This window comes from Pseudomonas cavernicola (assembly GCF_003596405.1).
Lineage (GTDB): Bacteria > Pseudomonadota > Gammaproteobacteria > Pseudomonadales > Pseudomonadaceae > Aquipseudomonas > Aquipseudomonas cavernicola.
This window is the reverse complement of sequence record NZ_QYUR01000002.1, coordinates 735,926-749,412: the sequence shown is the minus strand read 5'-3', so window position 1 is coordinate 749,412 and position 13,487 is coordinate 735,926. Positions and strand designations below refer to the sequence as shown.

At 62.3% G+C, this 13,487-nt stretch carries 11 protein-coding genes; 7 read left to right on the top strand and 4 right to left on the bottom strand.

The annotated features are described in order from the left end of the window. Positions 1 to 5: 5 nt before the first annotated feature. Together D3879_RS03825 and D3879_RS03820 are read right to left on the bottom strand one after the other, a co-directional pair. Entirely contained in the window at positions 6 to 239 is a 234-nt protein-coding gene (locus tag D3879_RS03825) for a DUF2789 domain-containing protein (protein WP_119952757.1), read from the bottom strand. A 439-nt stretch (positions 240 to 678) separates the two neighbouring features. Further along, on the bottom strand, positions 679 to 1,140 hold the full coding sequence (locus D3879_RS03820) for an aminoacyl-tRNA deacylase (RefSeq protein ID WP_119952756.1): 462 nt from the start codon (positions 1,138 to 1,140) through the stop codon (positions 679 to 681). Positions 1,141 to 1,458: 318 nt separating this feature from the next. Between D3879_RS03820 and D3879_RS03815 the strand changes: the two genes are divergently transcribed. The 3 genes from D3879_RS03815 (at position 1,459) to D3879_RS03805 (ending at position 4,962) form a co-directional block, all read left to right on the top strand. Continuing rightward, on the top strand, positions 1,459 to 2,697 hold the full coding sequence (locus D3879_RS03815) for a DUF3422 domain-containing protein (protein ID WP_119952755.1): 1,239 nt from the start codon (positions 1,459 to 1,461) through the stop codon (positions 2,695 to 2,697). A gap of 520 nt (positions 2,698 to 3,217) precedes the next feature. After that, entirely contained in the window at positions 3,218 to 3,961 is a 744-nt protein-coding gene (locus tag D3879_RS03810; protein ID WP_119952754.1) for a substrate-binding periplasmic protein, read from the top strand. 143 nt (positions 3,962 to 4,104) lie between these two features. After that, positions 4,105 to 4,962 carry an HDOD domain-containing protein gene (locus tag D3879_RS03805; RefSeq protein WP_119952753.1) on the top strand — a complete coding sequence of 286 codons (858 nt, stop codon included), beginning with the start codon at positions 4,105 to 4,107 and terminating at the stop codon, positions 4,960 to 4,962. Positions 4,963 to 5,218: 256 nt separating this feature from the next. Here the strand turns inward: D3879_RS03805 and yccS are convergent, their stop codons facing one another. After that, positions 5,219 to 7,408, bottom strand: a complete 2,190-nt coding sequence (gene yccS, locus D3879_RS03800) for a YccS family putative transporter (RefSeq protein ID WP_119954878.1) — start codon at positions 7,406 to 7,408, stop codon at positions 5,219 to 5,221. A 274-nt stretch (positions 7,409 to 7,682) separates the two neighbouring features. Between yccS and D3879_RS03795 the strand changes: the two genes are divergently transcribed. From D3879_RS03795 to ald, 3 genes are all read left to right on the top strand, one after another. Continuing rightward, positions 7,683 to 9,071, top strand: coding sequence for an NfeD family protein (locus D3879_RS03795; RefSeq protein WP_119952752.1), 1,389 nt, complete (start codon positions 7,683 to 7,685; stop codon positions 9,069 to 9,071). A gap of 2 nt (positions 9,072 to 9,073) precedes the next feature. After that, complete coding sequence (locus D3879_RS03790) at positions 9,074 to 9,832, top strand: slipin family protein (protein WP_119952751.1); 759 nt, start codon at positions 9,074 to 9,076, stop codon at positions 9,830 to 9,832. 147 nt (positions 9,833 to 9,979) lie between these two features. After that, on the top strand, positions 9,980 to 11,101 hold the full coding sequence (ald, locus tag D3879_RS03785; protein WP_119952750.1) for an alanine dehydrogenase: 1,122 nt from the start codon (positions 9,980 to 9,982) through the stop codon (positions 11,099 to 11,101). 170 nt (positions 11,102 to 11,271) lie between these two features. On the opposite strand, the gene D3879_RS03780 is transcribed toward ald, so the two are convergent. Further along, a complete protein-coding gene (locus D3879_RS03780) occupies positions 11,272 to 12,450 on the bottom strand; it encodes a BaiN/RdsA family NAD(P)/FAD-dependent oxidoreductase (protein ID WP_119952749.1) in 1,179 nt (392 codons plus the stop codon). 167 nt (positions 12,451 to 12,617) lie between these two features. Here D3879_RS03780 and D3879_RS03775 point away from each other — a divergent pair, with 167 nt between their 5' ends. Then, entirely contained in the window at positions 12,618 to 13,352 is a 735-nt protein-coding gene (locus D3879_RS03775) for a substrate-binding periplasmic protein (protein ID WP_119952748.1), read from the top strand. The last annotated feature ends 135 nt before the right edge of the window (positions 13,353 to 13,487 follow it).

Here is a 13,487-nt window from a genome sequence, read left to right as displayed (position 1 = left end):
TACAGTTATTTGCGCAGCAGTAGATTGAGCTGATCGACGACCTCGGCCCAGTCGGCATCCTCAAGGATTTCCTCGCGCAGAAAATCCGCTTGCGCCGCTGTCCAGAACGACGCGTCCGCCAGGGACAATGAGGCCGGCAGGGGCGAGTGGGTGGAAATGAAGGCATTGATGCCGGCGGGGTCAGCAGGCAGCCCCAGTTGTTTGAACAAGGACGGGAGATTGTGCGTTGGTGATTGCATGAGGTTCTCCACAGATCAGGCTTGGGTTGGTGTGTGCGCCGCAGACGCTCGGCCCGGCAGTCGCCGCCTAAGATAAAACCGTAGCGCAGATCGACAGCCGCGGGGCGATTTGTTCCTCTCATAGGCGGTGCGTGGCGGGTCTCGGTGGGACGTAAATATTCCCCTCCGGGCTCAGTAAGCCGATTTGAATAGCGTCGCTCACTCAGCTCTACCCACACCGCTCCTCCGCCGACGTGAGTCCACGTGTCACGGGCTCAGGCCTTCGGATTGCCTCGACCCACCCGGTGTGGCTGGCGGCCACCGATCGAGCGCCGGAAGTAAAACTGCGCGGGCGCAGCGGGTTTGCTCACACAGTAACAACAACCCCCACCCCCACCAAGCTGAGCGCGAGTCGCGTCAACTTGACGTTGTGCTGGCGTGTGCAGCCGCATGGCGACCCTTAGCGGCAGACCTCGCGCACCTCGGCGCTGGGCACCAGTTTGAGGAACTGATCCATGCGCATGTGTACCAGGCTCTTGTGATCGCCGGCTTCCAGGTAGATGTCCTGCTGCCGGGTCAGCAGAGGGTCGACCACCATGTTCATCCCGTAAGGTTCGCTCAACGCCGGCACGGCCCCGCGCTCGCAGTCCGTGAACAGACCGGCGATCGTGCTTTCGTTGGTGAGTTGCCATTCCTCTGCGCCACGCACTTTGCCCAGATCCAGGTTCTGACTGGCAGGCACCACCGCCATCAGGTAGTGACCGTGCCGATCATCCAGAATCACCGATTTGGCCACCCGTTCCGCCGGAATGCCGGCCGCGCGAGCGGTTTCTAGGCTGCTCGCCGAATGCGGGTGCGCAACGATGTCGAACTCGCAATGCGCCTGCTCTAGACTGCGCTGTAAAGTTTTTGCCATACGCATGATGCACCTCCACGCCCTGTCGAATGCTCTAGGGCTACTGGTTATCAGAACTCCCCTGATAAAAGTTTAGGCAGTGCGAGGGGCGGCGGCGGCTGGGCGGCTGTAACACTTGATGCTATGGGCCGCTGTCGATAGCGGTGATTGGCCTAAGAGGGGGCTTTCGCCCCAAGCAATAGACGGGTTACAGAGCCGGTCGGGTGGCGCGCGTGGGAGCCGAATCACTCTTTGCAGCCTAGAAACTTATGCGCTGCCTGTGACCCTATTCAAGGCCAGGCACGTCACCACTTAAGCCCTCTCCCGTCTTGAAGTGAACTGCCGATGCACCCTCTGAGAAAAGCGCTGCATAACGAACTGCATTCGCGCCCCTCGATCTATTTCGAAGGGCCCGCTTATGTCTACCACTTGGCCTTCATCGACCCCGATGATCAGTGCGACGGCATAATCAGTAGCCTCTATGAGCAGACCGACGCGCTTTATGATCGCAGCACGCCTCAAGGGTTGATCAAGCTTGGGACGTTTGCGTTGAAGTGGGAGCGGCACACTGAGTTTTTCACCCTGACGTTGGTCGCGCCCAAGTCCGACAGCGAGACCGCTGGTATCTGGCAGCCACTTCCCGCGGTGCTTAGGGACATCGTCGCAGCCCACCGCGACCTGATTATCAACGCCGACCTGATCCAGGTTGAAACGGAGCAGAGCTGGGCCGGCGATTATGCTTTCTATGGGTTCAAGGACCCAGCCGGCTCGAATGTCGGCGGCGGCGATGCCACGGTCTGGAGTGACTTCAAGCTCGATCAGGAGGGCATGAACCGTATTCTGCTGGTCAATCGCGGCTTGAATGCCTATCGCCTGGGCCGCATGATCCGGCGCCTGTTGGAGATCGAAACCTATCGCATGATGGCGTCACTGACGCTTCCGGTCGCGCAGTCCATCAGCGCCTCGCTGAAGGAGTTCGACAAGGAACTGACCGGCCTTTCCGACAGCAATGCGGAAACCGCCTCCTGCGATGCCAAGCGCCTGCTCAACGACATCGCCGCACTCTCCGCGCGCATCGTGCGCTGCACGGCACGCTCGCGCCGTCGCTTCAGCGCGACTGAAGCCTATTCAAAGATCGTCTTCGAGCGCATCGGCGAGCTACGCGAGGCCCATCTGGGCGACTGTCAGCGGCTGGGCGTATTCATCGAAAGACGGTTCAAACCGACAGTCCGCTATTGCGCGGCGACGGATCAACGCCTGCAACGCCTGGGGCACAGCGTCGCCAACCTGAGCGAGTTGCTCCAGGCCAGGGTCCAGGTCGAGGTTGAAGCGCAAAACTCGGAAATCCTCCATAGCCTGAACAGCAGAGCCAATACCCAGATCAAGATCCAGAAGGCTGTCGAAGGGCTCTCGCTGATCGCCATCAGTTACTACCTGCTCAGCCTGTTCAAGCTGGTGCTGGAAGGGCTGCACACCATCGGGCTGAAGATCGAGCCACTGACCGCTGCAACCTATATGACGCCTATCGCGCTGTTCATTCTTGGCTTCATCGCCTTGCGCATCCGCCAGGCGAAGAGCCACTAGATGCGTTGCTGGATCAGCCACAGAAAAACCGCTCGATGAGCTAATGCCAGTCAGTTAAGGACAATTCGCAGGCAAGAGGCAGCCTGTCGGTTGGCGCTGAAGTAGGTTGGCGCTGAACGCAGTGATGCCCAACAAGGAGTCGCCCAGCGACTCCCTCTCACCGACTCGCGTTTGACAGCCCGGCCTTGCGGGCCGGTTGTTGGGCATCACCTTCGGCTCAGCACCAACCTACTGCTTCGATGCGGTTGACCGACGCGGCACCGTTTTGGCCGTTTGGCCAGCGTCGGGGGCTGAAGGGGCGAAGGCTCTGGGCTGGGAGTGTTGCTGGAACCGTTGCGGGCCACTTGGATGAATCATTGAGCGCCACTATCCTGGCGCCATAATCTGGTCTATTAATGGCAGGTGGCCATTAGTGGTGTGGCGGTTGCTGCGACGCCTGGTTCGGATGGGGTTGCGACCCTGCGTTGGGAGTAGCGGGTTACAGCTCTTGGCCTGCATGGATCGCGAAGGATAAAAAAGGATGAGACCCGTGCCGCGCACTGTGCTTGTGCTGTTGTGTGTGTTGTGGCTGCTGACGACCGGCGCGTCAGCAGAGACGTTGCGTCTGGTGGCGGATGTCTGGCCGCCGTTTACCGATCAGAACTTGCCGAACGGCGGCTTGGCCACCGATTTGGTCAGCACCGCCTTGGCCCGCGCCGGGTACGCCACGGAGTACGCGCAGGTGCCTTGGGCGCGAGCGCTGCATGGGATTGGGGTGGGCAGCTACGATGTGCTGGTGAACGCCTGGTTCACCGAGGAACGTACCCAAGTCGGGCAGTTTTCCTCGCCTTATCTGGTCAACCGAGTGCGCTTGCTCAAGCGCAAGGGTTCGCCGATTGGTTTCACCTCGCTGGCGGACTTGCAGCCCTTCAACATCGCGGTGGTGCGCGGATATACCTATGGAGCGGAGTTCGATAGCGCGAGCAGTTTGCGCAAGATCCCGGTGCTCGGCTTTGCCAGCGCGGCGCGGATGCTGCATGCCGGGCGGGTCAACCTGACGCTGGAGGATGAGTTCGTCGCGCGCTATTACCTCAACCGCGAGCCAAGCAGCGTACGCGATGACCTGGAGTTTTTGCCCAAGCCGCTCAGCGAAAACAACCTGCATATTCTGGTCAGCCTGCATAACCCGCGGCATGCGCAGATCGTCGCGGCGTTCAACCGCGCGATCAAGGCGATGAAGACCGACGGCAGTTATGCTGCGTTGTTCAAACGCCATGGGATGTAGGCACTTTGCCGTCGGTGCGGCGCCGCTATTTTTTGCATGCTGCGCGTGGCGCTGACCGTGCTGGCGTGACCCGCGGCGGGTGGGCAAAGTGCCCGCTAGCGTTTAGCCTATGCGGCTGTGTGTAATCTCAAGAGAAGGCTCTCATGGACGCTGAGCAGACTGGCTATGCCAGGTATCGGCAGGTGGTTTCGCAGTTGATGTGTGGCGATGAGCAGTTGCCCAGCCTGCCGGTGATCACTCTGGAAATTCGCCGGTCGCTGCGCAGCCCGGAGGTCAGCCTGGGCACCTTGAGCGGTTTGATCAGCAAAGACCCGGCCCTTAGCGCGCTGCTGATGAAGTACGCCGCCAGCGCGATGTTGCGCAGCAGCCGGCCGCCGAAAACCCTACAAGACGTGCTGCAGGTGTTGGGCCTTGCGCAGGTGGATCGGGTGACGATGATCCACAGCATCAAAAGCCTGTTCACCCTGCACAGCCCAGGGCACAAGAAGCTGTTTATAGAGGCCTGGGAGCGGCTGATTCTGAAGGCCAGTACCTGCGCCTTCCTGGCTCGGCTGGTCGGTTACACGCAGCCTGATCACGCTTTTCTCGCCAGCTTGTTGAGCGAGCTGGGCTCGCTAGCGGTGCTTTCGGCGTTCAGGGACGACCCGGTCGCGCCTTCGCGCGAGCTGTATTACCGCCTGTGTCGCGATTACAGCAAATCGCTGGGGGTCATCCTATTGAAGAAGTGGGCGGTGGATGAGGAGTTCATCGGCATCATCCGTAACACCGGCAACTGGCTCCATCGGGAGCGCTACCACCTCGAATTGATTGACCTGGTCAATCTCAGCCTCTATCACTCGGTCAAGGGCATGAATGCCGAGGCGGATCTGCCGGAGCTGTCGTCCCTGGCGGCCTACGCGAAGCTGTTGCCGCCGTTGAACGTTATCGGTGATAACGACGAGTTGGCGTTGCTGATCAGCCATCGGGCGGAGATTCATGCGCTCGCGGATGCCCTGCGTTGAGGCTGAATTAACTTCCTTCCGTCGTTCCCGCAAAGGCGGGAACCCAGTTGTTGCGCCGGCACCCGATCCCCGCCTGTGCGGGGATGATGGGCTTTCTAGAACTTCCTTAAGCGCGGGATCGAGAATTGGGAGTCGCTAAGCGACTCCTTGTTGGGCATCACTGCGTTCAGCGCCAACCTACTTCAGCGCCAACCTACATCAGCAGCGCCAATCTACGAGGCGGTCTCCTGCGTGCGAGTTGTCCTTAGCGCTTTTTTCAGCTGCTGATGGCCGCTCGGTCACGCAGCAGGTGCGCGGCGAGGGTGCGCAGCGGGCCGAGTTGGCGGCAGATCAGCGCCAGTTCGCTTTGCACCAGGCGCTCGCGGTCGTCCATTTCTTCCGGCAGTTGCTCCAGCTCCTTGGCGAGATTTTCTTCGGCATCGCTGTGGATGGTGACCGGGGTTTTGCTCGCCAGGCTCTGGGCCACTTCATCGAGGCTGCCGGCCAGGCGCGTGGCGGCGTCACTGAGCAGGCTGGGCGGCGCGGCGCTGGGCAAAGCTTCGCCCCGGTGCGCGCCGAGGGCCGAGAGGTAGCTGAGCAAGGTGTGCGAAAGCACCAGGAAACGGAAGCCGATATCCGCTTCTTTGCGGAAGTGGCCGGGCTCCATGAGCATATTGGCCAGGGTGCTGGAGAGCGCGGCGTCGGCGTTGTGCGCATTGCGCCGGGCCAGGCGGTAGGCGAGGTCGTCGCGCTTGCCACGGGCATATTGCTGCATGATCTGCTGCAGGTAATGACTGTTGCAGCTGAGGGTGTTGGCCACCACTTGATTGAGCCGCCGACCTTGCCAGTCCGGCAGGATCAGGAACACCGCAAGGCCGGCGATCAAGCTGCCGAGCAGGGTATCGACCAGACGCGGCACGATCAGCCCATAGCCATCGCCGATCTGGTTGAAGCAGAACATGATCATCAGGGTGATGGCGGCGGTAGAGAGGGTGTAACGGGTCGCCCGATTGGCGAAGAACACCACGCCGGCGACTACCGCGAACATGGCCTGGATCAGTGCGCTGGGGAACAGGTCGAACAGCGCCCAGCCGAGCACCAGGCCGATCACCGTGCCGCTGATGCGCTGCACCAGTTTGCGCCGGGTGGCGCCATAGTTCGGCTGGCAGACGAACAGTGTGGTGAGGATGATCCAGTAGCCTTCGCTCGGGTGGATCAGGTGCAGCACGCCGTAGCCTGCGCTCAGGGCAATCGCCAGGCGCAAGGCATGGCGGAAGAGTAGCGAGGTGGGCGTCAGTTGCAGGCGCAGGCGCGTCCAGATGTCTTTCAGCGAATGCGGCGACCGGTCGAGCAGGCTGCTGTCCTGTTCCTCCGCCAGGGCATCCGGGTTATTGGCGTTACACAGCAGGTCATTCAAGGTGCCGAGGTTGCTGGCCAGCGCGCGCAGCGAGCGCAACAAGCTGCGCCACGCCGGATTGCTCTGGATGCGCAGGTGTTCCAGCGAGGCTTGCAGATCGCTCAGGGCCTGGGCCGACAGGCCGCCGTACTCGAACGTCTGGCGCAGCTGAATGGCCTGGGCCAGGGCCTGACAGGCCTCGCCCTGCTGACGCAGCAGGCGTTGGCAGCGAAACAGCACATCGCTGTGGAAGAACGCCTCGGCCAGCTCGTTGTACGGGTAGTGCGAGGAACTGGCGCGTTCGTGAATGTCTTGCGCCATGAAGTACAGCTTCAGGTAGCGGCTGACTTTCGGCCCGGGCCGGTCATTGCCGACGCGGTGCAGGATGATTTCTTTGGTGCTGTTGAGCGCGGCCACCAGGTGGCCGTTCTGTTGCGCCAGCTGCAGGCGGCGCTGTTCCACATCCAGCCCGTGCACCGGTTCGAACAAGGCGGATTTGAGCTTGAGGTAGTGGCCCAGCTCGCGGAACAAGCGCGCCAGGCTCTGCTGCACCGGTTGATGCGAGAACAGTGCCTGCCAGATCACCGACAGCAGGCCATACCACGCCGCCCCGGCCACCAGCAGCAAGGGTTCGTGCCAGAAGTTCGCCGTCGCGCCGCCGCGTTGATCGACCCCGATCATGGTGTACACCGAGAGAATCAAGGTGGCCTGGGCGATGCTGCCGTAGCGCTCACCCAGAGCGCCGAGCATGGTCAGGCTGAAGCTCGCCAGCGCCAGCGCACAGACGAATAACCAGGGATAGGGGAACAGCAGCTCGACCGCGATCGAGGCCACGCTGAAGCAGCCCAGCGTCACCAGCAGCGCCGTCAGCCGGCCTTGCCAACTGTCATCGGTTTCCGCCAGGGCGCTGGCGATGATGCCGAGGAACAGTGGAATCAGCTGGTGCATCGAGTCCTGCGCCCAGCACAGCGCCATGATGCCGGTCAGCGCGATGAACGCCCGCAGGCTATAGCTGAACTTATCCAACGCCCACAGGCGGCGCAGGGAGTGGCTGAGTGAGCTGGAAGGCATCATCAGAGGCTAACGACCTGATTGGTGGAAGATCGATTAGAGCGGATATGCGCGCCGCTGCGAACCGGCTGTGCAAATTTTTTAGCAAAAATCGTGCGTTGAGCGGACAGCCTTCGCCCACGGCCTGCGTCAACTAAGCTGTAACCGAACGCTGTTGTAAGCAAACGTCGCATAAACCGCTGCGGTTGTTTCAGCGTTCGCTCAGCTATCAGCCGCCGCCGAAAGGGGGCAGGGATGTTCGTGGCGGCCCACGGGTATCTGCCAGGAGGGTCGTGTGAGCAGTCAGTGGTGGCGCAGTGTACTTTTGTTGCTGGTGCTGGCCGGGTTACCGGTCGGGCCGCTGGCGGCTGCGGGCGCAGTCGTGGTGCTGACGGTGGACGGTGCAATCGCCCCGGCCAGTGCCGATTACGTTGTCCGCGGGCTGGCGCGGGCGGTGGATGAGGGTGCGCAGTTGGTGGTGCTGAACATCGACACCCCAGGCGGACTGGACACCTCGATGCGCGAGATCATCAAGGCGATTCTCGCCAGTCCGCTGCCGGTGGCCAGCTATGTGGCACCGAGCGGCGCGCGGGCGGCCAGTGCCGGCACCTACATCCTCTATGCCAGTCATATCGCCGCCATGGCGCCGGGCACCAATATCGGTGCGGCCACGCCGGTGCAGATCGGTGGCATGCCGGGCGCGCCACCGCAGAAGCCGGAACAACCCACTACACCCGAGGCCGACAAAACCAAGCCCGCCGCCGAGTCGGACGATGCCCTGACCAAGAAGCAGATCAACGATGCCGCCGCCTATATCCGCGGCCTGGCCCAACTGCGCGGGCGCAATGTCGAGTGGGCCGAGCAGGCGGTGCGCGAGTCGGTCAGCCTGTCGGCCAAGGAAGCGTTAAAGCTCAAGGTGATCGACTATGTGGCGGACGATCTGAGCGACCTGCTCAAGCAGCTGGACGGCAAGAAGTTGAACGCCGCCGGGCAGACCGTGCAATTGCATACCGCCGGCGCCGCGCTGATCAGCCATGAGCCGGATTGGCGCACGCGCCTGCTGGCGGTGATCACCAACCCCAGCGTGGCGCTGATCCTGATGATGCTCGGCATCTATGGCTTGTTCTTCGAGTTCATGAATCCGGGTACGGCCGTCGGCGGGGTAGTTGGCGGCATCTGCCTGATCCTGGCGCTTTACGCCCTGCAACTGCTGCCGGTGAACTATGCCGGGGTCGCCCTGATTCTGCTCGGCATGGCGCTGATGGCCGCCGAGGCCTTCATGCCCAGTTTCGGCGTAATCGGCTTCGGCGGCATAGTCGCCTTCGTGGTCGGCGCGGTGATCCTGATCGATACCGAGGTGCCGGGCTTAGGCATCCCGCTTGGGTTGATCGTCAGCGTCGCCCTCGTCAGCGCGCTGCTGATGGTGACCATCCTCGGCATGGCGCTGAAGGCGCGGCGCCGGCGGCTGGTGAGCGGCGATGCGGGACTGGTCGGCAGCCTGGTGGAAGTGGCCGCTCTGCAGGAGGGCAATCCGCTCGGCGGCTGGGTGAAGTTGCAAGGGGAAAACTGGCAGGTGCTCAGCCAGGCGCCGCTGCGGCCCGGTCAACGGGTTCGGGTGCTGGCGCGCAACGGCCTGCTGCTGGATGTAACTGCGGCTGACGAGATGCCGCCACAAGGAGACTAGTCATGAGTTTTCCACTGAGTTTTGGCGCCCTGCTGGTGCTGCTGATAGTGCTGATCGTCTCGGCGTTCCGCATCTTCCGTGAGTACGAGCGCGGCGTAGTGTTCCAACTCGGGCGCTTCTGGAAGGTCAAGGGCCCGGGGCTGGTGATCATCATCCCGGCGATCCAACAGGTGGTGCGGGTGGATTTGCGCACCGTGGTGCTGGACGTGCCGACGCAAGACGTGATCACCCGCGACAACGTCTCGGTGAAGGTCAGCGCGGTGATCTATTTCCGCGTGCTCGACGCGCAGAAGGCGATCATCCAGGTCGAGGACTTCCTGATGGCCACCAGCCAACTGGCGCAGACGACATTGCGCTCGGTGCTCGGCAAGCACGAACTGGACGAGCTGCTTGCCGAGCGCGAACGGCTCAACGCCGACATCCAGCAAGTGTTGGACTCGCAGACCGACGCCTGGGGCATCAAGGTGTCGAACGTGGAGATCAAGCACGTCGACCTCAACGAGTCGATGATCCGCGCCATCGCCAAACAGGCCGAGGCCGAGCGCGAACGGCGGGCCAAGGTGATTCACGCCGAGGGCGAGTTGCAAGCCTCGGAAAAGCTGATGATGGCCGCCGAGATGCTCGGCCGCCAGCCCGGCGCCATGCAGCTGCGCTATATGCAGACCCTCGGCCTCATCGCCGGCGACAAGAGCTCGACCATCGTCTTCCCACTGCCGATCGAGCTGTTGAAGGGCATGGCCGAATTGTCGTCGAAGACCTGAGCGGCCCGATAAAGGGCGCGGTTTTTAGCTGAGTCAGCGCAAAACCAGTACGTCTTCGAGGGCGTTCCGCGGCGACGGCTTTCTAGGCTTTACTGCAAAAAGCGGCATAAGCGTGCGGCGCCCCGCTTCATCGACCCGGAGGTTGTCATGCGTATCGGAGTACCCAAGGAGATCAAGAACCACGAATACCGCGTCGGCCTGACGCCGCAGTCGGTGGCCGAGTTGAGCGGGCTCGGTCATCAGGTCTGGGTGCAGACCCACGCGGGCGCGGCTATTGGCTTTAGCGACGAGGATTACCGCGCGGCCGGCGCACAGATTGGCATGGACGCCGCCCAGGTGTTCGCCGAGGCGCAACTGATCGTCAAGGTCAAGGAACCGCATGCCGGCGAGCGTGCCCGGCTGCGCCCGGAACACACGCTGTTCACCTATTTGCACCTGGCGCCGGATCTGCCACAGACCGAGGAATTGATGGCCTCCGGGGCGATTTGCATCGCCTATGAAACCGTCACCGACGCACAAGGGCGCTTGCCGCTGCTGGCACCGATGTCCGAAGTCGCCGGGCGGATGTCGATCCAGGCCGGCGCCAGTTGCCTGGAAAAAGCTCGAGGTGGCCGCGGCGTACTGCTTGGCGGGGTGCCCGGCGTGGCTCCGGGCAAAGTGGTGATCCTTGGCGGTGGTGTGGTCGGCAGCCACGCGTTGGCCATGGCGGTGGGGCTGGGTGCGAATGTCACGGTGCTGGACAAGAGCGTGGATGTCTTGCGCCGTCTGGACGCACAGTACGGTAACCGCATCACCACGCTGTACTCGACCCATGCGGCCCTGCGCGAGCAGGTCCTGGCGGCGGATCTGGTGATCGGTGGGGTGCTGATTCCCGGTGCAGCGGCGCCGAAGCTGATCACGGCGGAGATGATCCGGCAGATGCAGGCCGGCGCCGTGCTGGTGGACGTCGCCATCGACCAGGGTGGTTGTGCCGAAACCTCGAAAGCCACCACCCACACCGATCCGACCTACGTGGTCGACGGGGTGGTGCATTACTGCGTGGCCAATATGCCCGGGGCAGTGGCGCGCACCTCGACCCTGGCGCTGAACAACGCGACCCTGCCGTTCGTCATCGCGCTCGCGGAAAAAGGCACACGGCGCGCCCTGGAAGACGACCCGCACCTGCTCAATGGGCTGAATGTCGCCAAAGGCTTGATTACCTGCGGCAGCGTGGCCGAGGCTCACGGCTTGCCGTTCCAGTCGGCCACCAGCGTGCTGGAGCATCTCTAGGCGGAAGGGAGTTAGCTGTTCATTGGAAGAGCGCAAAACCTGTAGGAGCGGGCCATGCCCGCGAAGCTCTGGCTTGAAGGGCTTTCGCGAGCAGAGCTCGCTCCTACCAAGAGCAGCTCAGTTCAACCTTTAACGGGTTTGCGCCTTTCCAATGCCCGCCCTGCAACTGCTCAGACGTACTGCGCCGCCGCATAGCCCGAGGCCCAGGCCCACTGGAAGTTGAAGCCGCCGAGGTGGCCGCTGACGTCGAGCACTTCGCCGATAAAGTACAGGCCTGGCGACTTCAGCGATTCCAGGGTCTTCGAGGAAACTTCCTTGGTGTCGACGCCACCCAAGGTCACTTCGGCGGTGCGATAGCCTTCGGTGCCGGCCGGCACCAACTGCCAGCTCGCCAGTTTCTCGGCAATCGCGCTCAGCTCGCCCGGGCTGTACTGCTTCAGCGGCTTGGAGACGAACCAGTGCTCGGCCAGCAGGTTAGCCATCTTCTTGGTGAAGATTTCCCCGAGCAGGGTTTTCAGCTCGGAGTTTGGCCGCTCCGTCTGTTGTTCCAGCAGCCAGCTCGGCACGTCATGGTCGGGCAGCAGGTTGATTTCCACCGCATGGCCCGGCTGCCAGTACGAGGAAATCTGCAGGATCGCCGGGCCGCTAAGGCCGCGATGGGTAAACAGGATGTTCTCGCGAAAGCTCTCGCCATTGCAGCTCACCAGGCAATCCACCGAGGTGCCGGACAGCTCGCTGCAAAGCTCCTTGAGCTGATCGGTGATGGTTAACGGTACCAGTCCGGCGCGGGTCGGCAGCAGGCTATGGCCAAACTGCTTGGCCACCTGATAGCCGAAACCGGTCGCGCCGAGGGTCGGGATCGACAGGCCACCGGTGGCGATCACCAAGGACTCGCAGCTCAGCGGCCCGGCGCTGGTGTGCAGCTGGTAGCCGCTGGTGGCCTTGTCGATCTGCTGGATCGAGGTGTTCAGCAGCAGTTGCACGCCGACTTGCTCGCACTCGGCAAGCAGCAGGCCGAGGATGTCGCTGGCCTTGTTGTCGCAAAACAGCTGGCCGAGCTTTTTCTCGTGGTAAGGCACGCGGTGTTTGCTCACCAGCTCGATGAAGTCCCACTGGGTGTAACGCGCCAGGGCGGATTTGCAGAAGTGCGGGTTCTGCGAGAGGAAATTGCTCGGTTCGGTGTACATATTGGTGAAATTGCAGCGACCGCCGCCGGACATGAGAATTTTCTTGCCGGCCTTGTTGGCGTGGTCCAGCAGCATGACCTTGCGCCCGCGCCCGGCAGCAGTCAGCGCACACATCAAGCCGGCGGCACCGGCGCCAAGAATCACTACATCTGTACCGAGCACAGCCACATCCTCAAAACCCTGATAAAAGCCCTGCGTAGAGTCCGCTGGGGGCGGCAGTTTACCGCAAGGTTTGCGTAATGCTTGGCGTTTCCCGCCGGCTGGTCTGGTGTTGTGTGGTGCAGGCTGGCTAAGCTGCCTTAATCAGCAACCGGCTACGGACGATAGGCATGAGGCTTTCACGCGGTATCGCGTTGTGGGCATTGCTTTGCAGTTGCTGCACCGTTAACGCCGAGCCCCTGCGCTTGGTGGCCGACACCTGGCCGCCGTTTACCGATGCCCGCCTGCCGAACAATGGCTTGGCCAGTGACCTGGTCAATATCGCGCTGCAGCGTGCCGGCTACACCAGCGAATACAATGAGGTGCCCTGGGCGCGGGCATTACGCGGCTTACAGGCCGGCGACTATGATGTGCTGCTGAGCGCCTGGTATGACACGCAGCGAACCCAGTACGGGCTGTATTCCGAGGCTTATCTGGTCAACCGCATCCGTTTTTTGCAGCGCAAGGGCGCGGACATTCATTTCGAACGGCTGGAGGACTTGCGCCCTTACAGCATTGCGACGGTGCGTGGATATGCCTACCAGACAGAGTTCGATCAGGATGCCCGGCTGCACAAGATCCCGGTAATGGGCTTCGCCATGGGCGCGCGGATGCTCGCCGCCGGGCGGGTGCAGCTGACCCTGGAGGACGAATTGGTGGCTCGTCATTACCTCAAGCGCGAGTTGCACGAACTGCAAGGGCAGCTGGAATTCCTGCCCAAGCCGCTCAGCGAAAATGGGCTGCACATCGTGGTGCGTCGCAGTCATCCGCAGTATCGGCAGATAGTCGCGGCCTTCAATCGGGCAATGCGGGAGATGCGCGGGGACGGCAGTTACGCACAGATTTTCCAGCGCCACGGTTTCTGAGGCCGGTGAGGGTAGGTTGGTGCTGAGCCGAAGGCGATGCCCAACAACCGGCCTGTAGGCCGGGCTTACGAGTTCGAGACTGAGCATAGGAGTCGCGGGGCGACTCCTTGTTGGGCATCACTGCGTTCAGCGCCA